Genomic DNA, 26,894 nt, shown 5'->3' with positions numbered 1-26,894 from the left:
TACGGTGGGAAAAAAACAGAGTCTGATCAACGCAGCCTTGTTGCTGCCACCTACTGTGGCAGTACTGCTGTGGTGCGTGCAGCGGGTGTTTTCACTTGATGTTTCAGTGGACATATTCTTGCTTGTCTCGGCAGTGCCAGTCATGGTTCTGCTGGTAAAAGACACGGTAGTTGCCTTGAGCAAGCAAGCACTGGGGGTCGACCTGCTGGCCTTGCTGGCCATCGGCGGCTCCATGATGCTGGATCAATGGCTGACAGCTGCGATCATCGCAGCCATGGCGGCTACCGGTCGCTGGCTGGACAGCTATGCAGCCGGACGCGCCGAGCGGGAAATGACCAGCTTGCTGGCCAAGGTGCCGCGCTACGCCAACCGGCTGGAGGGGGAAAGCCAGCAGCGCGTGCCGCTGGCGGAAATAGCTATTGGCGATTTTTTACTCGTCAAATCTGGCGAGGTGGTACCGGTCGATGGACGCCTGAAAGATCCGCTTGCCGTTCTTGACGAAGCGACCCTGACCGGCGAGCCCACCCCGGTCAATTACAATGCCGGCGCACTGCTCAGAAGCGGCACGATTAATGCGGGTGACGCATTCAGGATGACTGCGATCGCCACTGCCGAGGCCAGCACCTTCAGTAGCATCATCAAACTGGTAGAAGAAGCCGGGCGGGCCAAGGCACCGGTAACGCGCATGGCCGATCGCTACGCCTTCTGGTTCATTCCTGCTACCCTCGCGCTTGCCGGCCTTGCCTGGCTGGCCAGTGGCGATGTCATGCGGGCACTGGCGGTTCTGGTGGTGGCCACCCCCTGCCCCTTGCTGTTGGCCGTGCCTGTGGCAATGATTTCCGGGATATCCCAGTGCGCCAGCAGAGGGGTGCTGGTGAAAAGTGGTGAAGTGCTGGAGACGCTGGCACGCGCAAACCTGCTCTTCTTTGATAAAACCGGCACCCTGACCGGGGGTAAGGCACGGCTGACGGCAATTCATGCAGCGGATGGCGTGCACACGGATGAAGTGTTGAGGCTGGCTGCGGCACTGGATCAGATGTCGAATCATGTGATGGCGACGGCGGTGGTGCAAGCTGCGAACGAGCGGGGGGAAACCCGTTTGCCCATGCCCAGTGACGTCACTGAAACGGCTGGAGCCGGGCTGACAGGCCTTCTTGAAAACCGCAGGGTGGCGTTGGGCAACTTCGCCTACATCACGGGTCAGCTGTCTTTCCTGCCGGAGTGGGCGACACAGTTGCAGTCCAGGTTAGACATAGAAGGGTCAAGCTCGGTGTATGTTGCCAGAGAGGGTCAGCTGTTAGGCGCGCTGGAGATGGCAGATTGCCTGCGACTGGAAACCCCCAGGGCCTTACGCATGCTGAAGAGAGCGGGCATCAAGCGCATTACCATGCTATCCGGCGACCGCCAGGATGTAGCCGAGGCGATCGGCAACGGCATCGGGGTGGATGAGGTGTTTGCCGGATTACAGCCTCAGGACAAGCTTTCCCACATCCAGGAGGCTCGCCAACACGGTGTTGCCATCATGGTGGGCGATGGCATTAATGACGCGCCGGCGTTACGGACAGCCGATGTCGGCGTCGCGATGGGCGCGCAAGGCGCAGCCGCTGCGGCAGAGAGCGCTGGCGTCGTATTGCTCAATGATCGCCTGGATCGTCTGGCGGAAACGGTCATAGCTGCACATCGCACCATGTCCATCGCCCGGCAAAGCGTCGTTGCCGGCATGGGGCTCTCGGTCACGGCCATGCTGGCTGCCGCATGGGGCTGGCTGCCACCGGTTGCCGGGGCCGTTTTGCAGGAGATCATTGATGTTGCCGTGATCCTCAATGCACTGCGGGCTTTAGCCCCACCGGCTGCAGTGCGACAGCGGCAGCGCTTTACTGTCGGCACGATATCGAAACTGAATGAGGAGCACGCCCAGCTTAATCCACTGTTGCAGCATTTGGCGGCCTTGGCGCGCAGCCTACCCCAGTTGGAACATGCCACATTGGTGGAAGAGTTGACCCGGCTGGACGCCATGTTGCAAGAACAGCTGCTGCCACATGAAAAGCGGGAGGAACATCAGGTCTATCCGGCAATGGCACGATTACTGGGAGGGGAAGACCCTCTAGCGGCGCTCAGCCGCAGCCATCAGGAAATTTTCAAACAGTCTCGGCGCTTGGCGATGCAAATTGCAGCACTACCTATTTCGGCTTCCGCATTGGAAATACAGGAATTGCAACGGACGCTTTACGGCCTGGACACCATTTTGCAACTACATTTTGCCCAGGAGGATGAGTTATATCTGAGCATGACCTAAGCCATTCTATGTGAACAAACACATTGAATTACGGTAATTGTGTATCTGCAAGCAGTCAAATCAAGGAGAAAGCACAGCCAATTGATGACCACACTTTTCGATACATTGTTTTAGAAGAAACAAAGAATAAAGTAACCGTTAATTGCCCCTGCCATGACAATGCGGGCAATTTTTTTATCTTGAAAATTAATCAATCCGTAAGCAAGGCAACTCTCATACATATAAAAATGGCTGCCCCCTCTCAGGAGGACAGCCATGAAGCAGCGAGCAGTTCAAGCACGTATTAATGCCTTCTCTCTGCGCTGCATGATTTTCACTTATTGACCTTCAACTGCGACCACAGGCGGTTCTGCAGCTGCATGATGGCCTCCGGCAGTGGCTTGATCAGCGCCATGCGTTTGAGCTCAGACTCAGGCGGATAGAGAATGGGATCTGCAAGCAAAACCGGGTTCACGTATTTACGGGCTTCCTTGTTGGCTGTCGGATAGAAGATTTCATTGGTGATGGCTGCATTCACCTTGGGGTCTTCAATATAGTTTATCCACTTCATTGCCAACGCTGGGTTCTTGGCACTCTTGGGAACTGCCATCACGTCAAAGGCCAGCAAGCCGCCTTCCTTGGCATTGGAAAAACCAACCGTGTACGGTCTTTTAGCTTCACGGGCTCGTTTGCTGGCAATGTAGACGTCACCGGAAAAGCCCATGGCGACACAGACATCCCCATTTGCCAGGTCGTTGATATAGCCGGAGGTATTGAACTGGGTAATGTAGGGACGAACCTGCTTCAGCAAGGCATAGGCATCTTCATAGTCCTTGGGATTGGTACTGCTCGGATTGCGATGCATGTATTGCAAGGCCGCTGCAAACACATTCACGGGTTCATCCACGACGGACAGTCCACATTTCCCTACCTTTGCGGCCAGTTTCGGATTGAACAGCACCTCCCACGAATCGACTTTAGCGCCATTTCCCAAGGCTTGAGCGACCTTCTGGCTGTTATAACCGATGCCGATCGTGACATAGGCCCAGGGCACACCATACTGATTGCCAGGATCAGCCCCTTCAATCAGCTTCATCAAAGTGGGATCAAGGTGTTTCAGGTTGTCGATCTTGCTCTTGTCCAGCTTCTGGTAGATGCCGGCTTTGATTTGCCGTGCCATGAAATTGGTGGTGGGCACCACCAGGTCATAGCCAGAGTTGCCAACCATCAGCTTGGCTTCCAGGGTGGAGTTACTGTCGTAGTTGTCGTAACGGACTTTTACACCTTGCTGCTTTTCGAAATTGGGTACGGTATCTTTGGCAATGTAATCGGACCAGTTATACACGTTCAGCGTTTCAGCAGTTGCCGGTGCGCTCTGCAGTGCGATGACCAGCAGACCGGAAGTCGCCATCATCGTGCCTGCCTGTTTCAACCATTTCTCCATGCTGTCTCTCCTTGTTAGATTTCACTGCTTGATTTGAAGCGCTCGTAGCCAATTTTCAAACTGGCACCGATATCGAGGAATGGACGGGGTGGCAGCCAGCCGGGTTCGCCATGCTTCACGGCATAGCGCAGCAGATCGCTGGATACTCCAGAGGCATACTCGGCCAGCAGCTTGCCCCACAGCGTACCGCGAGCAATACCGGAACCATTGCAGCCAGATACGGCAAACATCTGGTTTCCCCATTGTTTAAACAGGGGATTTCCGGTGCGCGTACCACTCAGGTGGCCAGACCAGGTGTAAGCGATATCCTGCTTGACCAGCCAGGGAAAGCGCCGCTGCAGACCCGCCAGATGCACGTTCTGCCTGGCTTGCAATTCTGCGGCAGACACATCGCGGCATCGGTATTCCAGTGTGTTGCGAATCATGAGCCGCCGATCCTGTGTCAACCTGACGGTGGCTCCGGTCAGGGCTGCGGAGAGAATGCCCCAGGGCTGGGGAGCATCCATGGCGTTGAGCTCCTGCTGACTGAGGGGGCGGGTTAGTGAGGCGGTCAGCTCCAGTGGCAAGATATGAGCTGATTTGACACCCGCACGCCCTGGATAGGCACCGGCACAGACAATGACTCGATCCGTAGTGATGCAATGGCCATTGCCACGTACCTCCAGGGCATTACCAGCAACGGCGCGGATGGCATGAACATTGACCTGTTCGTACACTTCCACATTGGGAGGTAGTGCAGCAATCAGACCCTGAACGTATTTGGCCGGCTGAATTAATGCATTGCCGCCTGCACAGTGGACGGCTATCTTGTAAAAGTCGGTCCCCAGCCGAGCTGCGAGTGCATCCCCCTCCTGCAGCGAGACCTGGGCTCCCGCCGCCTTGAGCGTGGCCAGCAACTGCGCTGGATCTGACATCTTGCTGCTGTCACTCACGCCGATGAAGTAACCGGACTGATCAAAATCACAATCGATATCAAATTGCTTTACATACTGGGCAACCAGTTGGCTGGCTGCAGTACCAAATTGTGTTTCCTGGTGATATCGCTCAAATCCGGCTTGATTAATATATTCGCCATCACCAGGCTTCTCATGGCAAACAACAAAACCAGAATTACGGGATGATGCACCTTGTCCCAGCCTGTTTTTTTCTACCAGCACAATACGCTGCGATGGATTGATCCTTGCCAAATTAATGGCACAGGAAATTCCGGCAAAACCAGCACCCACAATGAGAAAATCTGTTTTAATATCTTTTCCCAACGTAGGCAGTTTATTTATGCCATTACTTGTCTCTATCCATCCGCACCGATCCATTTTTCATCTCGCCATTTGATTTTATTGATTTTTTAAGTATAAAAATCGCAAGATGCCATAGCAAACAATTTATTTTCATTCTGCCATTCCGGAATTTCATCCACATGATCATACGCCCACCTAACATCCAGTCGCTACAGACCTTTTTGATGCTGAGTGAGTGTAACTCATTCACGGAAGCAGCCGAACGCCTGCACCTTACGCAAAGTGCAGTCAGTCGCCAGATACAACTGCTTGAAGAACATTATTCGGTAACATTGTTCAATCGCAGTGCGCGCAAAGTGGAATTGACAGCAGAGGGAATTGAATTACTGAGATCCACCGAACTGATATTTCGTGAATTAAGTAATGTTGAAAAACGCTATTCACGAAAAAGCAGGCCATTCCGCCTTAAGATTTATGTTTCCTTAGCAGCGAAGATACTTCTTCCATTGCTGCCACAATTTTGCGTTGATAATCCCGGTCTGAGTCTGACGATAGAAACAGAATCAGACCTTGTTTATGGCGATCTGGCTCAATATGATGCATTTGTCAGCTACAAAGAGAAGTCAGCACTTAGCCAGGAGGATTTGCTGTTATTTGAAGAGTGCCTGATCCCGGTCTGCCATCCACAATGTGTTGCTGGAAAAGTACCTCCGCAAAATATGGATCAGCTTTCTGGCTACACGCTACTGCATGGCTCGCTCAATGGCATCGATTGGGAACGCTGGACCTTAGCGCATGGCTGGTCGCTGGATATATCCCAAACACATATTTTCTTTAATCTCGATGAGCTGGCCATCGAGGCCGCTGTGCGTGGAGTGGGTATCGCCATGGTAGACAAGCAGCTAGTACAACCTTTATTGGACAGCAAACGTCTGCTGATACCTATCGCGGCAGAATTGGCAACCAATAATGTCTACGTATTAAGCTTCAAGAAAAGTGGAGCCGCGCATCCACATGCGCCAGTAGTCAAACAATGGCTACATCAGCACTTATGCCAATAGGTCGGCTAGATTGCACCATCGCGGTACAGGTAGACTGAACTGCCTCTGTTTTATGTAGATACTTCGTCCTGACTGGTAAGCACCTCGACACCGCGAGAAAATTCCCCTCGCCAGTCTTACAAGCGACAGAAAAGCAAAAAGCCAGCTCCGGAGAGCTGGCTTAATTGCTTGACTTACATGGTGCCGGTAAGAGGAGTCGAACCCCCGACCTTCGCATTACGAATACGACTTTCTTGCTGTTTCTCTGTGTTGACCCATATCCATAAATTCAATATTTTTCTTTATTTTCAGCAATATAATGAAATTCAGCCAGTAGTTCAGGTTGACATGCGTTGATACAAATTGACGATTTACAAGTACACTGCAAGTACATGGACTCTGTATTTGTACTTGTGACCTGAAATGGCAACCTTCAAATTCACGATTGACCGCATAGCAGATGCAAACTGCCCTGCTGGCAAGACCTCATCCTTCGACTACGACACAGAAGCCCCAGGCTTGGGTCTGCGCACAACCTCCAACGGGGCAAAGTCATTCATTTTTCAAGGCTACGTTCACGGCAAGCAATTCCGCATGACGATTGGTGACGTAAAATCATGGCGACTGGACGCACCTGCGAGAAGCAATGACAACAGCGCCCGCAAGGAAGCCCGTCGCCTACAGTCACTGTGTGATGCCGGAATAGACCCACGCCAAGAAAAACAGGACAGAAAAGCAGAAGCCGAACAGAAACAAGCAGAGGCCAAGCGCAAGTCTGCGACGGTAGCTGATGCATGGGCAGACTACCTGCATCACTTACAAACCACAGTCAGCGCCAAGACCAAGCGACCGCGCTCTGCCCGTTACCTTGCCGACCATATCAATCTGGCAGCAGCCGGTGGCGAGACAAAACAACGCGGCAAGGGTAAGACCGTAGCAGGGCCACTGCACCCACTCATGGCATTGCCCATATCAGAGCTATCCGACAAGACAGTCGCAAGCTGGCTCAATGATGAGGCAGCGGAACGCCCAGCAGTCGCTGCACATGCTTATCGTCTACTACGCGCCTTTGTGGCATGGATGGCAGAAAGTGACAGCTACGCGGGATTGGTAGATGCCAACGTATGCACAGCCCAGCGTGTGAAAGAACACTTGCCCGCAAGCCAGAGCAAGGACGATTGCTTGCAACGGGAACAACTCGCCACATGGTTTGCCGCCATGCGGCAGTTATCAAACCCGGTTATTGCGGCCTATCTGCAAGCCCTGCTTTTGTCCGGAGCAAGACGCGAGGAACTGGCCGGACTACGCTGGGAGAACGTCGATTTCCAGTGGGCCAGCCTGACCATCAAAGACAAAATTGAGGGAGAGCGCGTCATACCGCTGACCCCATACACCAGCCAGCTACTAGCCGCCCTGCCCCGCCGTAATGAATGGGTATTCTCAAGCCCCACCGCAGCAGAAGGCAGACTGATGGAACCCACCAAAGCCCACACCCGCGCCCTCGATGCTGCTGGACTACCTCATGTCAGCTTGCATGGCCTGCGCCGTTCGTTTGGCACATTGGCCGAGTGGGTAGAGTGTCCCGCTGGTGTTGTCGCACAGATTCAAGGCCACAAGCCCAGTGCGATTGCTGAAAAGCACTATCGACGCCGCCCGCTAGACCTGCTACGCATGTGGCACACCAAGATAGAAGCATTCATTTTGGAACAGGCTGAAATCGAACAACCCCACACAGAAAGAATCAGCTCTGGTTTACGACTAATTGCTTAATTTAAATTTAGTAAAGGAATGAACATGAGTTCAACAGATAGCATGAATGCTCAAACGGCCAATATACAACAAGACGGGCCCACAAGGGATTTCATCCAATTCAGCACACTTGGTCAACTACTAGATATGATGCTAGAGGAAAATGATGATGGCGAGTGGATTGAATACATTGAAAAACAAATAAGCCAGATGGATGCACTGGAAGATAAAATTTTGACGGCTATCCGCAAGAGTGAAATTTGTGCGGAAATTTGGCATCAAAAAGAAATAACCAAGCCTCACCCGAGGCTTGGATTTAACTACACCCTCTTGGGGGAGTGGCTCCAGCACCAAATCAAGACACCATACGGACGGGCAATACTACGTAACAAAGAAAAATGTATGAATCAAGTATACATTTCACGCGTAGATTTTGAAAATTGGATTAAAAAGGCTGCCACAGCACACAATCACATCGACACAACATTTGATAATAAAAATATAGCACCTCAGGATAACTTACAAAACGATAGCAGCACCACCAACCCCATAGCCAATCCAAAAGGAAAAATTGCTTGGAGAGAAGCTCTAATAAAAAACTGGAACTCAATGTTAAAAGCCCATGACAATAATGAACCTATTGCAAGGAAAATTTTGCAGTGGCTCAAAGAAAATGACACAGAAGGCACCTTCAAACAAAATGGAAATGAGGATGAATTCTATTGGGTAATGGCTAATGGAAAGCCATCCAAAAAACCAGTCGGACTGAAGACGTTTTCCAACGCCATCTCAGACATGAAAAGAGATGGCTCCATTCCCAAAACTTGAAAGTTCCCACCTAGACTCCCAACTAACTTCCCATTCCCAAGGGGAAAGACACTATTTTAAAATAGCTGGAAATATCCATGCCGTAATTAACACGCTGCAACGTAGCGATACGGAAATAACATGGATACCAACACAAAACCCTGCACTGCTTCAAACTGCACATTACTAGCCACGCATGAAGCAGCAGCACTCCTGCGCTTCAAACCACAAACCCTCCGCCGCTGGGCCTGCTATGACACCGGCCCAATCCGTCCTGTCCGTGTGGCTGGAAAACTCCGCTGGCGCTTATCTGATATTTCAATGCTCATAAGCGGAGTGGCTCCACAATGAAAAACGCCCGCCCTGCCAAAGCAAAGACGAGCGCCACACTCACACCGGCAATTCTACTGCGCCAAGGCGAATTATTCGAGCTTTCAACCCCAGCTTTTACTGGAACGAGCAACCCGCGACACCAGCGGGTAATTGAAGCCCTACTAAAGAATGAAGGACTCCTTCGTGAGCAGGTCGACAAAATTGCAGGATGCTCGAATGGCCCCGAACTGATGGCTGAACTTCAAAGAAAAGGACTTAGCTGGGTCTGCCTAAAAGAAGAATTTATAGACCGGGATGGTAGAAAATGCCTTCGTGGCCGTTACTTCTTAACACCAATGGGTCGGCGGCAAGTCGCAATCTGGAAAGCCAATAGCCATGAGTCGCCGCACAAATAAATCTGCATTACGCCAAGCGAAGCAAGGGCGTGAACCTGGCAGTTTCTTTGCACTGCCAAAGTGTGTTCTCGAATCAGACGAGTTCGCCACACTCAGCCCATTTGCAGTCAAGTTGATGATGGATATGGCTGCACAGCATCACATGGGTAGGAATGGTTATTTGTCAGCAAGCTGGACACTCATGCAGAAACGCGGCTGGCGAAGTAAGGACACCCTCGCCAAGGCCCTGAATGAGCTTGAGACTGAAGGATGGGTAGTACGCACAAGACAAGGTGGACGCAGAATTTGCAATCTTTTTGGCTTTTCATTTTTTCGTATTGACGACCACGTGCCGGGGAAGCCGCTTGATATAAAACCGACCGTAGGCCCTCTTGGGTACTGGAGAAAACAAGCCGCACTGATACCTGATAAAAAATCCCGTGCCCCGCCACACGTGGCAAACGATTGAACTTTGACACGCAAGGCGGGGCAATGAATCTCAGGCAAAGCAAGCTTTGCCACGCTTGGCGGGTTAATGGCGGTAGTTTTTACACAATCTTTGGTACGTCTGGCGTACACCCTCTAGAGGTTGCCATCTTGTGGTCAAGAAACGAGGGGCCAGACAAAAATGCGCGGGAATTTTATAACGCGTATAGAGGACACAGAATGAACACTGATTACACTGCAAGAAAACTAGCTGCTGCGATTCTCAATGAACAAGCATTACTTGTTGCAGAAGGCGGCGATTGCGACTTACTCCAGCAGATACGTCAATCGTCGAACCCTACCGACACGGCCAAAGCAATGATGGCAAGCGTGCAAACCGCACGGCAGACAATGAGGGAGGAAAGCATCTTGGCTCGCAAAGAACGCCAAGACAACGCAAACACGCCGCAGGCCCGAACAGCAGTAGCCCTACTCATGTCGCTTCCGTCCCAACTGGCACAGCTTGAACGAAAAGCACAGCTTGAGGAGCAAGCACATACAGAGAAAGCAGAAAAGCTCCGTGATGCCGGACTTGATGCAGAACAGATTGCCAAGTTGCTACCCTCCATATCGCCCAGCACCAACGATACAGAACGGATGAGACTTCTTGAACGGGAAGCCGCACTGCAAAGATATGTCAGCTCAGGTTTTGCTGAGGCTTGGTTCCCGGTAGACATGCTGCCGTAGCAGCCTTGGGATGTACTTCAAACACAAGCCCGTGCAATGCGGGCTTTTTTCTTTTGTCAGCTATCTGCAAATAAAGCTGCTTTGGGGATGCATACACCGCCGTTGGATGCATCCATACGGCAGTACAGATGCACCCAGCCGACTCTTGCCCTGTTTACGGTATATATACGCTTTCAGTCATGGATATATCCTGCGGACGGCACAATTCAACACCATGCATGGACACCCAGATAGCCACCGTTGCACGCTGGCAAGTACATAGCGAGTACATGAAACCAGAAAACAAAAAGGCCAACCCCGAAGGATTGGCCTAAGTGCTTGTTTTACATGGTGCCGGTAAGAGGAGTCGAACCCCCGACCTTCGCATTACGAATGCGCTGCTCTACCAACTGAGCTATACCGGCGAACCAACTTGGTAAAAAAGCCTTGAGTCTCTTATGAAGAAATTCAAGGCTTTTTTGAATCTGGTCGGAGTGAGAGGATTCGAACCTCCGGCCTCTACGTCCCGAACGTAGCGCTCTACCAGGCTAAGCTACACTCCGATTTGTGTTTTCGTGCATCAGCGCGAGAACAGCAATTTAACTCAAATCCAAGTATTTCACAATACTTTTGCAATATTTTTGGTCGGAGTGAGAGGATTCGAACCTCCGGCCTCTACGTCCCGAACGTAGCGCTCTACCAGGCTAAGCTACACTCCGCTTCCCACTAATATCTGCAATCTGTTGTCTGCTGCGCGGCCCGTTTCCGGGTTACAATCAGCGGCATCAGAGGACGCGCATTATGGAACAATTATGTGGTTTAAGCAACTATCTTTTTATCGCCTGACTTCCGAATCCATCCATGAAACCGACAAGCTGGCCGCCGCGCTGGAGAAAAGCCCCTTTCAGCATTGCGGCGGGCTGGATTGGTTTAGTGAGGGTTGGGTAGCACCGGCTTCACACCTGGACAGCCCGGTATTCTCCGCCCGCGAATGTCAGCTGCTGTCACTCAAACGGGAAGACAAGGTATTGCCCGCTGGCGTGATCCGCGATTTTGTCGAACAGAAGGTGCAGGAGATCGAAGAGAAGGAGCTACGCAAGGTTGGCCGCAAGGAAAAGCTGGCGCTGAAGGAACAGGTTACCGATGATCTGCTGCCACGTGCCTTTGTTCGCACCCACCGTACGACTGCTTATCTTGATTGCCGCCGCGGCTGGATGATGGTGGATTCGGGTACCGCCAGTAAGGCCGAAGCGCTGGTTTCCAAACTGCGTGAGGCCTTGCCGCCCTTCCCGGCTGCCCTGCCCCGCACCAAACTGGCCCCGCATACGGCGATGACGGACTGGCTGGCTGCTGGCGAGGCACCTTATGGCTTCGAGCTGGATGCCGACTGCGAATTGAAGGATGGCAGCGAAAACGGTGCAGTCATTCGCTGCACGCGCATGGATCTGACTGCGGAAGAAATCCGCCAGCATATCGCCACCGGCAAGCAGGTGACCCGCGTCGGCCTGATCTGGCAGGAGAAGGTTCGTTTCATGCTGACCGATACCCTGCAACTCAAGCGCATCCAGTTTCTGGATGTTCTGCAGGAAGAAGCCAGCCAGGCCGGCGATGACCGGGAAAGCCTGTTTGAAGCGACATTCACCCTGATGAGTGAAGAACTGGGCGAACTGGTAGAGGCCTTGATTGAAGCACTGGGAGGCCTGGAAGACAGCCAGGCATCGCCAGAGACTACTTCAGCACCAGCACCAACCCGGCAAGTTGCTGTGCCAGTAGAGGATGGCAGCGATGAGAAGCTGCCCTGGGACTGAGCCCAGACACCACGAGATTGACCAAGAGCCTGCGGGCTCTTTTTTTTTGATAGCACAAAACTAACAATCGATTAATAACAATCAATTTAACAAAACTATCAACAACAACCATACTCATCCCATCACCTTGCTATTGGGCAGGTAGCAAAGGCTTGAACCGGTGGCCCAATACGCTGTCCAGCTATTGGATAGGATTTTTCTTGCCAATATTACGGAATTATCCCAGTAACAAAGAACAGGTGATGCAGTACAAATTAGGCTATCAATCCAGTACACCGGGAGAACGTCATGCAAAACAATCAGACATGGCAGGAAGTCCTGCTCGACATGCTGGCCGCATTTGCCGGCCTGCAATAGTGCTATCAGGTGCAAAGCCTCTGGTGACTCTTCGCCGGACTCTGCCTTGAAAGTGCAAGCGGACACCATCCGTTGCACTGGATTCTTGAAAACCCTTATCTGTTAGCGGGGAAAACGCCCGCAACAACTCACAACCCACGCAACAGGAGCAAGTGATGGCGAACAACAACGCAAGTTCTGCAGGCAAGTGCCCGGTCATGCATGGCGGGATGACCCAGGCAAGCATGTCCAATATGGACTGGTGGCCCAAATCCCTGAACCTGGACATCCTGCACCAGCACGACAGCAAGACCAATCCGCTGGGCAGTGGTTTCAGCTATCGCGAAGAACTCAAAAAGCTTGATGTTGCAGCACTGAAAAATGACATCAAGGCATTGATGACAGACAGCCAGGACTGGTGGCCGGCTGACTGGGGCCATTATGGCGGGCTGATGATCCGCATGGCCTGGCACTCTGCCGGCAGCTATCGCATCGCCGATGGCCGTGGTGGTGCCGGTACCGGCAACCAGCGCTTTGCTCCGCTCAACTCCTGGCCGGACAATGCCAACCTCGACAAGGCACGCCGCCTGCTGTGGCCGATCAAGAAAAAATACGGCAACAAGATCAGTTGGGCCGATCTGATGATTCTCGCCGGCACCATGGCTTATGAGTCCATGGGCCTCAAGCCCTATGGCTTCGCTTTCGGTCGTGAAGACATCTGGGCACCCGAGAAGGACATCTACTGGGGTTCGGAAAAGGAATGGCTTGCCCCTAGCGGTGGCGAAGGCAGCCGCTACTCCGGAGAGCGCGACCTGGAAAATCCGCTGGCCGCTGTCATGATGGGCCTGATTTACGTCAACCCGGAAGGGGTGAATGGTCAGCCAGACCCGCTGAAAACCGCTCACGACGTACGCGTCACCTTTGCCCGCATGGCAATGAACGACGAAGAAACCGTAGCACTGACGGCAGGCGGCCATACCGTGGGCAAGACCCATGGCAACGGCAGTGCCGCCAATCTGGGTGCAGCGCCGGAAGGTGCCGGGCTGGAAGAACAGGGCCTGGGCTGGATGAATCACACCAGCCGTGGCATTGGCCGCGACACCGTGACCAGCGGTATCGAGGGTGCCTGGACCACCCACCCGACACAATGGGATAACGGCTACTTCGACATGCTGCTGGGCCATGAATGGACGCTTACCAAGAGCCCGGCAGGTGCCTGGCAATGGGTGCCGATCGACATCAAGGAAGAAGACAAGCCGGTGGATGTGGAAGACCCCAGCATCCGCTGTACGCCTATCATGACCGATGCTGACATGGCCATGAAGGTAGACCCGGAATATCGCAAGATTTCCGAGCGCTTCCACAAGGACCCGGCCTACTTCTCTGAAGTATTCGCCCGTGCCTGGTTCAAGCTGACTCACCGCGACCTTGGCCCCAAGGCTCGCTATGTCGGCCCCGATGTGCCGCAGGAAGATCTGGTTTGGCAAGATCCGGTTCCGGCTGGCCGCACCGACTACGACATCGACGCAGTCAAGGCAAAGATTGCCGCCAGCGGCCTGAGCCTGGCCGAGATGGTCAGCACTGCCTGGGACAGCGCCCGGACCTTCCGTGGTTCTGACAAGCGCGGCGGTGCTAATGGTGCACGCATCCGTCTGGCTCCGCAAAAGGACTGGGCGGGTAATGAACCGGCCCGCCTCGCCAAGGTGCTGGCGGTATTGGAAAAAATCGCCGCCGAATCCGGAGCCAGCGTGGCCGACGTGATTGTTCTGGCCGGCAATGTCGGTATCGAACAGGCAGCGAAGGCAGCAGGCCATGCCGTAGCGGTGCCATTCGCACCGGGTCGTGGTGATGCCACGGCCGAGATGACCGATGCCGAATCCTTTGATGTGCTGGAACCGGTGGCCGATGGTTTCCGTAACTGGCAGAAGCAGGATTTCGTGGTCAGCGCAGAAGAAATGCTGCTCGACCGTGCCCAGCTGATGCGCCTGACAGCCTGCGAGATGACCGTTCTGGTGGGTGGCCTGCGTGTGTTGGGTAGCAATCACGGCGGCAGCCAGCATGGCGTGTTCACCAACCGTGTTGGTCAGCTGACGAATGATTTCTTTGTCAATCTGACTGATATGGCCAATACCTGGAAGCCGGCCGCGCACAATCTTTACGAGCTGCGCGATCGCCAGAGCGGCGCAGTCAAGTGGACAGCAAGCCGTGTCGATCTGGTATTCGGTTCCAACTCGGTGCTGCGTGCTTACGCCGAGGTGTATGCACAAGATGATGGCCAGGAGAAATTCGTCCAGGACTTCGTCGCGGCCTGGACCAAGGTGATGAATGCAGATCGCTTTGATCTGAACTGATAGCCCTGGCGCTTAGCAGCGTCATCACAGCAAGCCAACCGGACAGCACAAGCTGTCCGGTTGGCTTGCAGCACATTCCCCTCCCCTGCATATCCCCTGCATACCCTTCCGTAACCTTGGCCAGCAACGATCATTGCCAAAACAAATCGGTAATTTTAAAAGATTAATTTTACTTGCGAATTATTCTCATTAAAATAAGAGCATTCACAGGGAGAAGCACATGAAACAACAGCACACCACATTGCAGCGCAGCCGTTTTCGCCTGATGGCACGTCGACTGGTTGGCCTTGCCATCGTCTGCGCAGGCTGGGCCTTGATATTGCAGCCAGCAGGACACAGCGCCATGGGTAGCCAGCCAGTCGCCAGCCACCCGGCTTAGGCCAAGGCATACACATCAGCAAAGGTCCGCGATACTATTTACCATTGGTAAACAATATAATGAGAAATTCACGGTTTTTTTGACAGGCAAAGCTGGTTAAGCTGTTCACATGGCAATCAATGCAGGTAATACCACCATGACCACGCGACAACCCGCCCTGTTTATTTCTCACGGAGCCCCGACGCTCCCCATTGAGCACAGCCCTACCCGCGACTTTCTGCAGCAGCTTGGCCAGCAGCTCGCCCGCCCACGGGCCATCGTGGTGCTATCCGCTCATTGGGAAAGCACACTGCCCATGGTCAATCTGGCAGAGAAGCCGGGGACGCTATATGACTTCGGCGGCTTTCCGCCCATTCTCTATACCCTGCGCTATCCCGCCAGCACAGATCTGGCCCTGGCCGCAGAGGTGATGGACCTGTTGCGCCAATCCGGCTTGCGCGTAGGCAGCACCGATCAGCGCGCTCTGGACCACGGCATGTGGACACCGCTGATGCTGATGTATCCGCAAGCAGATATTCCGCTGGTCATGGTGTCGCTGCCGCATGCAGCGACGGCCGACACTTATTACCAGATGGGCCGCGCGCTGCGCGCGCTGCGCGATGACAATGTGATGATCATTGGCTCTGGCAGCTATACCCACAATCTGTGGCAGCTCGATCGCGATGGCAGTGCGCCGCAATCCTGGGCCGAAGATTTTGCCGGCTGGATGGACGCTGCCTTAAGCCACAATCAGGTACAGGACATCCTCAACTGGAAGCAGCTGGCACCGCATGCCCGTGAAAATCACCCCAGCGACGAGCACTTCAATCCGCTGCTGGTGGCCATGGGGGCGGCATCCGATGACACGCCACCAGAAAAGCTGCACGATGACTGGCGCATGGGTTCACTGTCGATGGCCTGCTGGCGCTTCGACTGAAATGTAACAGGGCCACCCTCAGGTGGCCCTGCTGCTATCCAAGCCCTGCTTGTTACTTACAGGGTTTTCAATTTGCCACGGAAGTCATCCAGGCACTGATAGCTCTTTTGCGCCATCAATACACGCAGCTCATCCAGAATGCGGGCAAACGCCCCCTCGCCTTCTTCGTACAAACAGGTGCCAATCTGCACCGCTGTCGCCCCGGCCAGGATATGCATGAAAGCCTCCCGGCCACTATTGATACCCCCACAGCCAACCACATGCTTGCCAGGCAGCAGGCGGTAAAACTCGCGCACATTGGCCAGCGCCGTCGGCAATACATAGCTGCCGCCCAGGCCACCCAGCCCGTCCTTGGGCTTGATCACGACGCTTTCGCGCTCGACATCGATCACCAGGCCATTGCCGATGGAGTTGATGCAGGTGACAAAGCGCAAGCCAGGGAAGGCATTGAGCACGGCGGCCATCTGGGCAAAATGCACCGGATCGAAATACGGCGGCAACTTCACCCCGAACGGGCCATGGTAAACACGGGTGATTTGCGTCAGGGCCTCGCTGCAAGCTTGAAAATCGTAGCCTAGCTGTGGCTTGCCCGGCAGATTGGGGCAGGACAGATTGACTTCCGGCAAACAGGGTAGCTGCGCGGCCGCCAGATCGCGCAGCATGTCCAGATTCTCATCCAGCGTCATGCCGGAGAGCGACAGAAACAGCGGCTTGCCTGCGGCATAGGGATAGCTGCGCGCATAGTCAAGGTAATAGGGATAGCCCGCGTTGGGCAGCCCCATCGAATTGATACTGCCCAGCGGCGTCGCACAATAACGCGGCTCCGGATTGCCCATACGCGGCTGCGGCGTACAGCTTTTGGTGATCACCGCACCGGCAGCCGAAGTGCGCACTTGCTCCAGCTCCGCCACGCTGCGGCACATGACGCCCGAGGCGTTATACAGAGGATTGGCCATGGCAAGACCAAGCCAGGAGACAGACAGGTCTACATGCATGCCTTGGATTTCCCGACAAAACAAAAAACGCAGTCTGCACCCGCCACGCCACTGTCGCTCTGCGCCACGTCAAGCCTCCATGCAAAACGACCGCCGCAGCGGTCGTTTCTCGGCCTTGCCCATTCAGCTAGCGCAATAGCTGTACGCCCTGATAGAAGGCAAAGGAAATCAACCAGGCCAGCAATACCGACCAGCCGACGGATAGCGCGGTAAATGCGCGGCTTTTCGACTCACGGCGGATCGCCGCCACCGTGGACAGACAAGGCACATACACCAGGGTAAAGATCAGGAAGCTCATGGCCGAGGCCCAGTCCAGATGGTGCAGCAACGCGGCCCCCAATCCGGCTTCCGGCACGCCATAGATCACAGCCAGGCCACCCAGCAGGATCTCCTTGGCAACAAAGCCCACCAGCAGGGCCACTGCCAGTTCGTGCTTGATACCGATGGGGTCGAGTACCGGTGCCATCACCGTACCCAGCATATCGGCCAGCGTCTTGTTATCGCCGGCCGGGATATGCGATACCAGCCACACCAGCACCACCCCCATCAGGATGAAACTGGAGGCAAGTTCGAGAAAGGCACGCACCTCGGCCACCGCACGGATCAGCATATGGCGCAAACCCGGCAGGCGATAAGGCGGCACCTCCAGCAAGAACGCTTCATTGCCGTGATAACGATGCTTGAACACCCAGGCGGTGAAAATGGCGACCACAAAACTCAGCAGGTATAGCAGCAGCAACACCCACGGCGCCTGATGCGGAGTGAACAGAATGCCGGCAAAAAACACCACCACCTGCAGCCGCGCAGAACACAGGGAGAAGGGAATGATCAGCATGGTGAGCAGGCGTTGCTTGCGCTCGCGCATCACCCGCGTACCCAGGATTGCCGGCACATTGCAGCCAAACCCCATCAGCTGCATGACAAAACCACGGCCATCCAGCCCCAGCCTGGCCATGAAGGCATCGGTCAGATAGGCCGCACGCGCCAGGTAGCCACTATCTTCCACCATCGCCATCAGAATGAAAAACACGAACAGAATGGGCGCAAAAGTGAGGACGGTGGATACCCCTTGCCAGACGCCCTCCAGCAACAGGCTTTGCACAATGGCAGGCAAGGGGGCGAGCCATTGCTGTAACGCTGCAGTCTTGAACCAGTCCAGCCCGTCGCCAACCAGCCCTTGCAGTGGCGTGCCAATCTGATACGTCAGATTGAACAACAAGGCCATGCAGGCGAAGAATAGCGGCAAGCCCAGCCAGGAATGCATCAGCCAGCCATCGACTTTTTCCGTCATGCCCTCAGGCAATACCGCTGGCAAGTTCCAGCAACCATCCAGCAGCGCCCGCGCCTGCATGATGGCATCCTCCGTCTCCGGTACGCGGTCAAGCTGGGCATGGCTGGCGGCTGCGTCACTGGCCGCCTGACGATGCAATGCCTCCATCAGCACGGGCCAGCCCTCCATGCGCTTGGCCGACACCAGCACCACCGGCACGCCAAGACGCTGGCGCAATCGCTCCAGATCAAGCGTAATCCCCAGCATCCTGGCTTCATCGGCCATGTTCAGCATCACGACGGCAGGCAGGCCGCTGGCCAGAACCTGCAGCGCCAGTGGCAGCTGGCGGTCCAGCTGGGCGGCATTGAGCACCAGGATGGCCGCATCAAATGCGCTGCTCATCAACACATCACGTACGACGGCCTCGTCGTCGCTATAGCCGGTCAGATCATTCACGCCCGGCAAGTCGACCAATTCCACCATCTTGCCGCCCAGCAGCAGACGTGCGCTGGTCAGTTCGACCGTCAGTCCGGGCCAGTTGCCAACGCGCTGCGACATGCCGGTCAGGCGGTTGAATACCGTGGACTTACCTGTATTGGGCAGACCGAGCAGAGCAAAACGCTTCATTCAGCCACCCGTACCTGAATCAAACTGGCCAGGCTGCGACGCAGCAAAAAGCGGGTACTCCCCACTTCCAGCACCAGCGGGCCACCAAAGGGCGCACTGCGCGTCAGGCTGAAGTGGCTGCCGGGAATCAGCCCAAAAGCCGCAACACGACGAAAAGCCTCATCAGACAAATCCAGGCTGTCCACCACCCCTTTGCAGCCCAGAGGAAACTGGTCGAGTGACAACATCTTGCATCCCCATAACGCGAATAGTTTGCATTAATTATAAGCGCAAAGACCTTTGCAGCCATCAGGGCTGTTGCCCGTCATCTGGCCAAGGTTTGCGCAACATCAACTGCCAGCAAACCCAAGTCGTTCGCCAAAGCCGGCAACACATGACTAGATATGGCCGTGCCGGGTCATACCGTTTAGAATCGGACCCATCTAAATTTCTGTAACGGACCCCCGACCATGAGTATCAAATCCGACAAGTGGATCCGCCGCATGGCGCAGGATCACAACATGATCGAGCCGTTTGAATACAACCAGATCAAGAATCTCAACGGCGAAAAGGTGATCTCCTTCGGCACATCCAGCTATGGCTACGATATCCGCTGTGCCGATGAATTCAAGGTATTCACCAATATCAACAGCACCATTGTCGACCCGAAAAATTTCGACCCTGACTCCTTTGTCGAAGTCTCTGGCAAGGGCTACTGCATCATCCCGCCCAACAGCTTCGCCCTGGCACGCACGGTGGAATATTTCCGCATCCCGCGTTCGGTACTGACCGTGTGTCTGGGTAAATCGACCTATGCGCGCTGCGGCATCATCGTCAATGTCACCCCCTTCGAACCAGAATGGGAAGGCTATGTCACGCTGGAGTTCTCCAATACCACCCCGCTGCCAGCCAAGATCTACGCCAACGAAGGCGTGGCACAGGTGCTGTTCTTCGAATCCGATGAAGTGTGCGATGTGTCTTATGCTGATCGCGCTGGCAAATACATGGGCCAGGTTGGCGTCACGCTGCCCCGCCCCTGATTGTCGCCTTGTGCGACAAGCCCTTACGACAAGGACAGCCCACGCTGTCCTTTTTTATTTCATATGCATGAAAATCTGTCGCGCAATTTCTGCTGTCTGTTCTAGGATGAACTGTGGCTTGCCGGATTTCAGCAGCAAACTCAATACAGCACATGGTTTCTTCTTGGGACGTCGCGGTTCCCCCTTGCCGTTACGTCCCTTTTTTTATCCACGTAAAATTCAATTGGCATTTTTATTAAAAATTTTCACGCAATGAAAATAGTGCGCCACTTTAGCCATGACACGGCCACCATGAAATACTGCCGATACAAAGAAACAGGGCCGGCAAAGCCGGCCCTGCTATTCCCTCATTCCCCGGTGACCCCGTTGTTATATCCGGCCTAGATGATCTCGCTTGCCTTATAGCAAGGATCTTCCAGCAAAATCCGGGCACTTTCCGCCAGCCTGTCCAGATCTTCATCCAGATGTTCCTGCATATCCAGCAAGGCGGCCTTCAGCACCATGGCGGCCAGTGCGGCCTGGTCGCCACTAAACACATGCGCCAATACCCGCAGCTCGCGGCAAGCATGCAGATCCAGTGGTATTTCCAGCGTACGGACCACATCAATCTGTGTCACCGCATTAGTGGCCACGCCTTTGCTGCGGCAGCTTTCCAGCTCGCCCAGCAAGCCTTTCAAAGCTAGTCCCATTGCCATCTCCTTTCACCCACACTTTAACGCTAGCTGCGGGCTGTCAAAAAACCAAGCTGCCACCGCCAAGATATTGACTTGAAACAAAATATTCATCGACCATCGCCGCAAACAGGCTTGTTCCATCAATATGCGGGAGCCAGCCGGACTGCGGAAATAATGCCCTCATGGCAAATGAAAGGAGACGGCACGGTAGCTCGCGCCCAAGCGGCACTGGCTATTGCCGCATTGAAAACCCATCCAGCACATTGACCGCATTCAGCCCGATAGGCTCCACCGCATACCCACCCTCCATGCAGAATGCAGTGGGCAGACCCAGCCCACCAATCTGCTCGCCCAGTCGCAGAAAGTCTGCACTGGCCAAGGAGAAGCGCGAGATGGGATCGCCCTCGAAGGTATCCACCCCCAGCGACACCACCAGTGCATCCGGCGCATAGCGGCGGATTTCACCCAGCGCGGTGTCCAGCGCGGCAAACCACAAAGCCACGCTGGAAGCCGCCGGCAACGGAAAGTTGTAGTTGTAACCCAGACCGGCACCTTCACCATGTTCGTCGGCAAAGCCGAGAAAGAAGGGGTATTCGGTAGCCGGGTCGCCATGAATCGACAGGAACAACACATCATCCCGCTGATAGAAAATATCCTGCGTGCCATTGCCGTGGTGATAGTCGACATCCAGGATGGCCACCCGCTTCGCACCCCGGTCCAGCAGGCTTTGTGCCGCAATGGCAGCATTATTGAAGAAGCAATAGCCACCGCAATAATCGCGAGCCGCATGATGACCCGGCGGCCGGGTGAGGGCGAACACCCCACGCTGGCCAGCTGCCAGCTGATCGATGGCAGTCAGTGCCACATCAGCCGCAGCAGTGATGGCCGGCCAGGTGCCGGCAGTCAGCGGGGTACCACAGTCCATCGAGTAATAACAAAGCTGGCCTTCCACATGCTGGGGGATGGCTGCGCGCAGACGGCGGATCTGCCACATCTTGGGCAAGGCGTCGTAGTCACGCCCCATGGCGGACCAGCGTTGCCAGGCCGTTTGCAGAAATTCGACATAGCCGGCATCGTGCACCCGCAGCACCGGCTCCAGCCCATGTGCCAGCGGCTCGATTACCGGGCCCAGGCCACGTGACCTGACTTCCTGCAACACCATGTCGGCACGTGAGGGATTTTCGAAACAAGGCTTGAGGGTGCCATCGATCAGCTCGGCCTTGCCGTGCTGCAAACGGTGTTTGTCGCTATAGATGGTCAGCATGGGAATATCCGGCAAGAAAAAGCCCCATGCTGGCGCGATGGGGCGGTGGGGTCAACAGCGACCGGAGCATGATTTGCCCGGGCGCAAGACTGGTTGCTCAGCCTTCTTCGGCATCGCCATCCACATAGAACCAGCGGCCGTCTTCCTTGCGAAAGCGGCTGACTTCATGCAACCGTTGGGCACGGCCGTTGACTTTGTAGCGGGCGACAAACTCCACCACACCAGCATCGTCAGTGGCACTGCCTGCCTGGGTGCTGAGCACGTCCAGTGCCAGCCATTTGACAAAGCGCTCTTCGCGCGACAGGTCCAGCTCTGCCGGACGGGTGGAGGAGTGCCAGCTAGCCAGCAGATAGTCACCATTATTCATGGTGTAGGCCGCATAGCGGGAGCGCATCAGGCTCTCGGCCGTCGGGGCCAGCTGTGCGCCATCAATGTAGCGGCCACAACAGTCGGCAAAGGGGGCAGTCAGGCCACAGGGGCAAGCACTGGAATGTTTCTTCTTGCTCATTGCTTTATCAGCCCAGGGCGGGCAATCCATAGAGTTTCAACAGAAAATTGGTAAATACCGGAGCGGGCGGCTTGGGCTGCAGCTTGGGCCAGCGACGCATCCATTCGCGCAAACGCATTTCCATCCGTGCCTGCGACTCTTCCTGAGTCAGCCGCCCGGCATCGCGCTCCACGGCCAGATAGCGATACATGGCAAAGCTATTGTCATCGACCTGGTTGGCACCGATCAGGCGCAGGCGATAGATGTTGAGCTGATCAGCCGCCGCCACACGATTCAGCTCACCGCTTTTCACCTTGCCGGCCAGGCGGTTGGCTTCCTTCAACAGCGCGTCTACCTTGCTGTCCGGCACAGGCTGGGCCTGCGGAGGATGAACCGGGCGTGTCCCGGTTTGCGGAGCGGCTGGCTGTTGCAGCAAGCTGCAGGCAGACAACAGCAGCGACAGGCCGGCTACCCGGCTAAGCACTTTGAGGGTGGAATGCATGGGCGGTAGTGTAGCGGATGTGGGGGCAGATTGGACAAAATACGCGGTCACGCAGTTCGCTGCCAGCAGGCACACAGACGACAAAACCGGCCGGGCAGAAGCTGCGCGGCCGGCGATACCGGTTTGGGCGGGTGGCCAGAAGCGATCAGGCCAGATGTTCGAACAGCGGTGTCGACAAGTAACGTTCGCCAAAAGAAGGAATGACCACCACGATCAGCTTGCCGGCGTTTTCCGGACGCTTGGCCAGCTGAATGGCCGACCAGACGGCTGCCCCGGACGAGATACCAACCAGCACCCCTTCCTGGGTCGCCACGGCCCGAGCCGTGGTAAAGGCATCATCATTCTTCACGCGAATGATTTCGTCGTAGACCTCGGTATTCAGGATGGGGGGGACAAAACCGGCACCAATACCCTGGATGGGGTGCGGACCCTTTGGCCCACCGGACAGCACCGGCGAAGCATCCGGCTCCACAGCGACAATCTGAACACCGGGCTTGCGGGCTTTCAATACTTCACCGACACCAGTAATGGTGCCACCAGTACCGACACCGGCCACAAAGATATCGACCTGGCCATCCGTATCGCGCCAGATTTCTTCCGCCGTGGTGTTGCGGTGAACTTCCGGGTTGGCTGCGTTTTCGAACTGCTGCGGCATAAACCAGCTGTCCGGGTTTTCTTCGACCAGCTGACGTGCCTTGGCGATGGCACCACCCATGCCATCCGGCCCCGGGGTCAGGATCAGCTCGGCACCGTAGGCTTTCAGCAGTTGGCGGCGTTCACGGCTCATGGTTTCCGGCATGGTGATCACCAGCTTGTAGCCACGAGCTGCGCAGACCATGGCCAGGCCAATGCCGGTATTGCCGGAAGTCGGTTCGACGATGGTGGTCTGCGGCCCTATCTTGCCAGCCTGCTCGGCAGCATCGATCATGGCCACCGCGATACGGTCCTTGACGCTGTGTGCCGGATTGAAAAACTCCAGCTTGGCTACCACGGTGGCGACGCAGCCATCGGTAACACGGTTCAGTTTGACCAGAGGGGTATTGCCGATCAGGTCGGTTACGGTATTGGCGATACGCATCGTCTTATTCTCCCGGGCAACATTAATGCAAGATTTAATAACGCTTATAATATATGAGCGGCAAAAAAACTCTAATAGTGTTTACTTCTATTCAATGAACCAACAGATCCCACATTCATCATGCCGACCCAGGAAGAGCTGATTCCCTTGAGCGGCTGGCGCCGCAAGCTGTACATCATCATATTCGAGGCGGACACACGCACTGGCCGGCTGTTCGATCTCGCACTGATTGTCTGCATCGTGCTGTCGCTACTCACCGTGATTCTGGAGAGCGTGGCCAGTATTCGCCAGCAATGGGGCACTCAGCTAAAAGTATTGGACTGGCTGTTCACCATCCTTTTCACAGTCGAATACCTGCTGCGCCTGGCCTGCATCCACAAACCCTTGCGTTACGCCCGCAGCTTTTTCGGCGTGGTCGACCTCCTGTCCATCCTGCCGCTCTACCTTGGCCTGTTCATCCCGGAAAGCCGTTTCCTCGCCGATATCCGCGTGCTGCGACTGCTACGGATGTTCCGTATCCTCAAGCTCACCCGCTATATGGGCGAGGCACGTGAACTGAAACGAGCCATGCTGGCGAGCCGCCGCAAGATCATCGTTTTTCTCGGCACAGTGGTGCTGCTGGTGATCATTCTGGGGACGCTGATGTATGTCATCGAAGGCGAGGCCAATGGCTTTACCAGCATTCCGGTTGGCATCTATTGGGCCATTGTCACCCTCACCACGGTCGGCTTTGGCGACATCACCCCCAAAACCGCGCTCGGCCAGGGCTTGGCCAGCCTGGTGATGATTACCGGCTATGGCATCATCGCCGTGCCCACCGGCATCGTGACGGCAGAAATAGCCCGTGGCGCCTCCGCAACGCCAGCTGATGATCAGTCGGCTACCCGCCTCTGCCCCCACTGTTTCAGTGAAGGTCATGATTGGGATGCGCGCTTTTGCAAGCATTGCGGTGGCACGCTGCCCAGGCCAGCCAAGGGCGAGGTCAGCTAGCAGCCACAAACCGGCTCAAGGCAGACGACTACCCTGGGCCGCCAGAATGGTGCGCGCCAGTTGCTCGGCCAACTGGGCAAGGCGTTGCGGGGCTTCCTGCATCGCGCTATCCAGCGGCATTGGCCGGTTACAGAGGGAAAAGCAACCATCAAAACTGGCCGCCAAGGCGCCCTCCTCATCCACGATGACCGCACCGGACAACAAGCTGACTGGCACACCAGCCGCACGCGCCAGCGCAGCCACGCAGGCTGGTGCCTTGCCCGCCAGCGTTTGACTGTCGCTGCGTCCTTCCCCGGTCAGCACCCAGTCAACCGTCTGCAGTGCTGCTTCCAGGCGGAGGTGGCGCGCCACGGCCTGGGCTCCCGATTGCATGCGCCCGCCCAGCAACAGCATGGCATAGCCCAGTCCACCGGCAGCACCACTACCGGGCAAGTGCCGGGTATCTTGCTGCAAACGGGCATCCAGCAGTTGTGCAAAGTGGGTGATCTCACCATCGATACGGGCGATATCCACCGCAGCCACCCCCTTTTGTGGACCAAATACCGCCGTTGCACCGCGTGGGCCACTCAGCGGATTATCCACGTCAGACCAGATTTCCAGCTCGACACCGGCAAAGGCGTCCAGCAAGCCATCGGCATCAAGCGTAAACAGCTGCGGCAAATCCTGTAGCGCGCCGACCAATTGCTGCCCCTGAGCATTCAGCAACTGCAGACCGAGGGCGGCCAGACAGCCAGCCCCGCCATCATTGGTACTGGAACCACCCAAGGCCACCGCGATACGCCGCTGCCCCGACTGCAACAAGGCAGCCAGCATCTGACCAACACCACGGCTGCTGCGCTGTGCCACCGGGCTGTCCCCGGCTTCAGGCAAACCGATGATGCGCGCCACCTCCAATACGGCGGTTCCATCTGGCAACAGCAGGCAAGGCGCCATGATGGTTTCACCCGTGGCATTGCAAACAGGAAACTGCAGCCACTGGCCGCCAACAGCGGCATGCAAGGCATCCAGCGTCCCCTCGCCGCCATCAGCCATCGGCCGCCGCATACATTCCGCCTGCGGGTCGGCACGTTCAATGCCACGCTGCATCGCCTCTGCCACCGCAGCAGCATCCAGCGAGCCTTTATAGGAATCCGGTGCAAGTAGCCAACGCATAGGTCATCCTCCAGCCGAAAACGGACAACATAAATGCAAAACCCCTCCTTGCCAAGGCAAGGAGGGGTTGGTAACGGGGGCGAGTTAACGCTTATTCTGCAGACTGGCCTTCCGGCGTAAGCGGAGCTGCACTGGCTTCTGGCACAGCGCTGGCTTCGACTGCTGCTTTGGGTGCCGACATCAGTTGGGCAGCCTTTTTCTCTTCAGCAGTCACTTCACCGGTGGGCTTGCCCGCCAGGTCGAAGCGCTTGCCGCCGCGCGCCAGGGATTTGACATAGCGCGGCTTGCGGCAGTGATTGGCCACCACACGGGAAATCAGCGTGGGCTCAAATTGCGGCAGGGCAGCAATCAGGCTCTCATGGATGCCCAGAGCCAGCGGACGGAACTGACGAAACACTTCGAACTTGCTGTAAACATGTTCCGCAATCATTTCAGTCTGTTTTTTCTTCGACAGACTCTGCACTGCGGACTTGAGAGCAGCACCCAGTGCCGTTTCGGTATTTGGCTTCATGAACTTCTATCTAGATCCAGTGATGCTTTTCAATGACAGGCAAGCCTGCCAGACGGGGTGACGGTGTACAACCCGTCGCTAGCACAGCATATCGTCATCTGCATGACGCTGCTGCGCCCTGTA

25 protein-coding genes and 3 tRNA genes are annotated in these 26,894 nt (G+C 55.5%); 13 read left to right on the top strand and 15 right to left on the bottom strand.

Annotation, left to right across the window (positions count from 1 at the left end; genetic code table 11):
• The first annotated feature begins 4 nt into the window (after positions 1–4).
• Positions 5–2,296 carry a heavy metal translocating P-type ATPase gene (locus FAZ30_RS10515; RefSeq protein ID WP_246043346.1) on the top strand — a complete coding sequence of 764 codons (2,292 nt, stop codon included), beginning with the start codon at positions 5–7 and terminating at the stop codon, positions 2,294–2,296.
• A 313-nt stretch (positions 2,297–2,609) separates the two neighbouring features.
• On the opposite strand, the gene FAZ30_RS10510 is transcribed toward FAZ30_RS10515, so the two are convergent.
• Entirely contained in the window at positions 2,610–3,719 is a 1,110-nt protein-coding gene (locus tag FAZ30_RS10510) for a polyamine ABC transporter substrate-binding protein (protein ID WP_124642679.1), read from the bottom strand.
• 14 nt (positions 3,720–3,733) lie between these two features.
• Positions 3,734–4,978 (bottom strand): NAD(P)/FAD-dependent oxidoreductase, encoded by a 1,245-nt coding sequence (locus tag FAZ30_RS10505; protein WP_158613559.1) that lies wholly within the window; start codon positions 4,976–4,978, stop codon positions 3,734–3,736.
• Between the two features lie 26 nt (positions 4,979–5,004).
• On the opposite strand from FAZ30_RS10505, the gene FAZ30_RS10500 reads away from it, so the two are divergent.
• The 6 genes from FAZ30_RS10500 to FAZ30_RS10470 all read left to right on the top strand — a co-directional run bounded on the left by FAZ30_RS10500 (position 5,005) and on the right by FAZ30_RS10470 (position 10,433).
• Positions 5,005–6,018, top strand: a complete 1,014-nt coding sequence (locus FAZ30_RS10500; RefSeq protein WP_124642683.1) for a LysR family transcriptional regulator — start codon at positions 5,005–5,007, stop codon at positions 6,016–6,018.
• A gap of 402 nt (positions 6,019–6,420) precedes the next feature.
• Positions 6,421–7,767: a tyrosine-type recombinase/integrase gene (locus tag FAZ30_RS10495; RefSeq protein WP_137009383.1), complete on the top strand. Its 1,347-nt coding sequence runs from the start codon at positions 6,421–6,423 to the stop codon at positions 7,765–7,767.
• Between the two features lie 24 nt (positions 7,768–7,791).
• Entirely contained in the window at positions 7,792–8,574 is a 783-nt protein-coding gene (locus tag FAZ30_RS10490) for a hypothetical protein (protein ID WP_137009382.1), read from the top strand.
• A gap of 326 nt (positions 8,575–8,900) precedes the next feature.
• Positions 8,901–9,281 (top strand): hypothetical protein, encoded by a 381-nt coding sequence (locus tag FAZ30_RS10480; RefSeq protein WP_137009380.1) that lies wholly within the window; start codon positions 8,901–8,903, stop codon positions 9,279–9,281.
• Entirely contained in the window at positions 9,262–9,729 is a 468-nt protein-coding gene (locus tag FAZ30_RS10475) for a helix-turn-helix domain-containing protein (protein WP_137009379.1), read from the top strand. The genes FAZ30_RS10480 and FAZ30_RS10475 overlap by 20 nt, the downstream gene beginning before the upstream one ends.
• 197 nt (positions 9,730–9,926) lie before the next feature.
• Positions 9,927–10,433 carry a hypothetical protein gene (locus tag FAZ30_RS10470; protein WP_137009378.1) on the top strand — a complete coding sequence of 169 codons (507 nt, stop codon included), beginning with the start codon at positions 9,927–9,929 and terminating at the stop codon, positions 10,431–10,433.
• 328 nt (positions 10,434–10,761) lie between these two features.
• On the opposite strand, the gene FAZ30_RS10465 is transcribed toward FAZ30_RS10470, so the two are convergent.
• The 3 genes from FAZ30_RS10465 to FAZ30_RS10455 all read right to left on the bottom strand — a co-directional run bounded on the left by FAZ30_RS10465 (position 10,762) and on the right by FAZ30_RS10455 (position 11,131).
• Positions 10,762–10,837 (bottom strand) — tRNA-Thr (locus FAZ30_RS10465).
• A 61-nt stretch (positions 10,838–10,898) separates the two neighbouring features.
• Positions 10,899–10,975 (bottom strand) — tRNA-Pro (locus tag FAZ30_RS10460).
• A 79-nt stretch (positions 10,976–11,054) separates the two neighbouring features.
• Positions 11,055–11,131, bottom strand: a tRNA-Pro gene (locus tag FAZ30_RS10455).
• A 93-nt stretch (positions 11,132–11,224) separates the two neighbouring features.
• On the opposite strand from FAZ30_RS10455, the gene FAZ30_RS10450 reads away from it, so the two are divergent.
• From FAZ30_RS10450 to FAZ30_RS10440, 4 genes are all read left to right on the top strand, one after another.
• Complete coding sequence (locus tag FAZ30_RS10450) at positions 11,225–12,220, top strand: recombination-associated protein RdgC (RefSeq protein ID WP_124642685.1); 996 nt, start codon at positions 11,225–11,227, stop codon at positions 12,218–12,220.
• A gap of 512 nt (positions 12,221–12,732) precedes the next feature.
• Complete coding sequence (gene katG, locus FAZ30_RS10445) at positions 12,733–14,907, top strand: catalase/peroxidase HPI (protein ID WP_124642688.1); 2,175 nt, start codon at positions 12,733–12,735, stop codon at positions 14,905–14,907.
• Between the two features lie 220 nt (positions 14,908–15,127).
• Entirely contained in the window at positions 15,128–15,286 is a 159-nt protein-coding gene (locus FAZ30_RS20395; RefSeq protein WP_158613560.1) for a hypothetical protein, read from the top strand.
• Positions 15,287–15,422: 136 nt separating this feature from the next.
• Positions 15,423–16,202, top strand: a complete 780-nt coding sequence (locus FAZ30_RS10440; protein ID WP_124642690.1) for a DODA-type extradiol aromatic ring-opening family dioxygenase — start codon at positions 15,423–15,425, stop codon at positions 16,200–16,202.
• Positions 16,203–16,258: 56 nt separating this feature from the next.
• Here FAZ30_RS10440 and FAZ30_RS10435 read toward each other — a convergent pair whose 3' ends face one another.
• From FAZ30_RS10435 to FAZ30_RS10425, 3 genes are all read right to left on the bottom strand, one after another.
• Positions 16,259–17,197, bottom strand: coding sequence for a dihydroorotate oxidase (locus FAZ30_RS10435; RefSeq protein WP_124642691.1), 939 nt, complete (start codon positions 17,195–17,197; stop codon positions 16,259–16,261).
• A 127-nt stretch (positions 17,198–17,324) separates the two neighbouring features.
• The gene (feoB, locus tag FAZ30_RS10430) at positions 17,325–19,094 is read right to left on the bottom strand and encodes a ferrous iron transport protein B (protein WP_124642693.1); all 1,770 of its coding nucleotides are present in this window, start codon (positions 19,092–19,094) and stop codon (positions 17,325–17,327) included.
• Positions 19,091–19,321 (bottom strand): FeoA family protein, encoded by a 231-nt coding sequence (locus tag FAZ30_RS10425; RefSeq protein ID WP_124642695.1) that lies wholly within the window; start codon positions 19,319–19,321, stop codon positions 19,091–19,093. Before FAZ30_RS10425 ends, feoB begins: the two co-directional genes overlap by 4 nt.
• A gap of 222 nt (positions 19,322–19,543) precedes the next feature.
• On the opposite strand from FAZ30_RS10425, the gene dcd reads away from it, so the two are divergent.
• Positions 19,544–20,113 carry a dCTP deaminase gene (gene dcd, locus FAZ30_RS10420; RefSeq protein WP_124642697.1) on the top strand — a complete coding sequence of 190 codons (570 nt, stop codon included), beginning with the start codon at positions 19,544–19,546 and terminating at the stop codon, positions 20,111–20,113.
• 380 nt (positions 20,114–20,493) lie between these two features.
• Here the strand turns inward: dcd and FAZ30_RS10415 are convergent, their stop codons facing one another.
• The 5 genes from FAZ30_RS10415 to cysK all read right to left on the bottom strand — a co-directional run bounded on the left by FAZ30_RS10415 (position 20,494) and on the right by cysK (position 24,118).
• Positions 20,494–20,802, bottom strand: a complete 309-nt coding sequence (locus tag FAZ30_RS10415) for a hypothetical protein (RefSeq protein WP_124642699.1) — start codon at positions 20,800–20,802, stop codon at positions 20,494–20,496.
• A 217-nt stretch (positions 20,803–21,019) separates the two neighbouring features.
• A complete protein-coding gene (locus tag FAZ30_RS10410) occupies positions 21,020–22,051 on the bottom strand; it encodes a histone deacetylase family protein (RefSeq protein WP_137009377.1) in 1,032 nt (343 codons plus the stop codon).
• Between the two features lie 97 nt (positions 22,052–22,148).
• Positions 22,149–22,559, bottom strand: coding sequence for a YchJ family protein (locus FAZ30_RS10405; protein WP_137009376.1), 411 nt, complete (start codon positions 22,557–22,559; stop codon positions 22,149–22,151).
• A gap of 7 nt (positions 22,560–22,566) precedes the next feature.
• On the bottom strand, positions 22,567–23,040 hold the full coding sequence (locus FAZ30_RS10400) for a hypothetical protein (RefSeq protein ID WP_124642705.1): 474 nt from the start codon (positions 23,038–23,040) through the stop codon (positions 22,567–22,569).
• 145 nt (positions 23,041–23,185) lie between these two features.
• Positions 23,186–24,118: a cysteine synthase A gene (gene cysK / locus FAZ30_RS10395; RefSeq protein WP_137009375.1), complete on the bottom strand. Its 933-nt coding sequence runs from the start codon at positions 24,116–24,118 to the stop codon at positions 23,186–23,188.
• Between the two features lie 120 nt (positions 24,119–24,238).
• Between cysK and FAZ30_RS10390 the strand changes: the two genes are divergently transcribed.
• A complete protein-coding gene (locus FAZ30_RS10390; RefSeq protein WP_124642708.1) occupies positions 24,239–25,108 on the top strand; it encodes an ion transporter in 870 nt (289 codons plus the stop codon).
• A 15-nt stretch (positions 25,109–25,123) separates the two neighbouring features.
• Here the strand turns inward: FAZ30_RS10390 and FAZ30_RS10385 are convergent, their stop codons facing one another.
• Together FAZ30_RS10385 and FAZ30_RS10380 are read right to left on the bottom strand one after the other, a co-directional pair.
• Positions 25,124–26,260 (bottom strand): glycerate kinase, encoded by a 1,137-nt coding sequence (locus tag FAZ30_RS10385; RefSeq protein WP_124642710.1) that lies wholly within the window; start codon positions 26,258–26,260, stop codon positions 25,124–25,126.
• 91 nt (positions 26,261–26,351) lie between these two features.
• The gene (locus tag FAZ30_RS10380) at positions 26,352–26,771 is read right to left on the bottom strand and encodes a ProQ/FINO family protein (protein ID WP_124642712.1); all 420 of its coding nucleotides are present in this window, start codon (positions 26,769–26,771) and stop codon (positions 26,352–26,354) included.
• Between the last annotated feature and the right edge of the window lie 123 nt (positions 26,772–26,894).

Origin of the sequence: Aquitalea aquatilis (assembly GCF_005155025.1) — a bacterium.
Taxonomy (GTDB): Bacteria; Pseudomonadota; Gammaproteobacteria; order Burkholderiales; family Chromobacteriaceae; genus Aquitalea; species Aquitalea aquatilis.
Note: the sequence above shows the minus strand (reverse complement) of the source record. Positions and strands in the feature narration are given on the sequence as shown.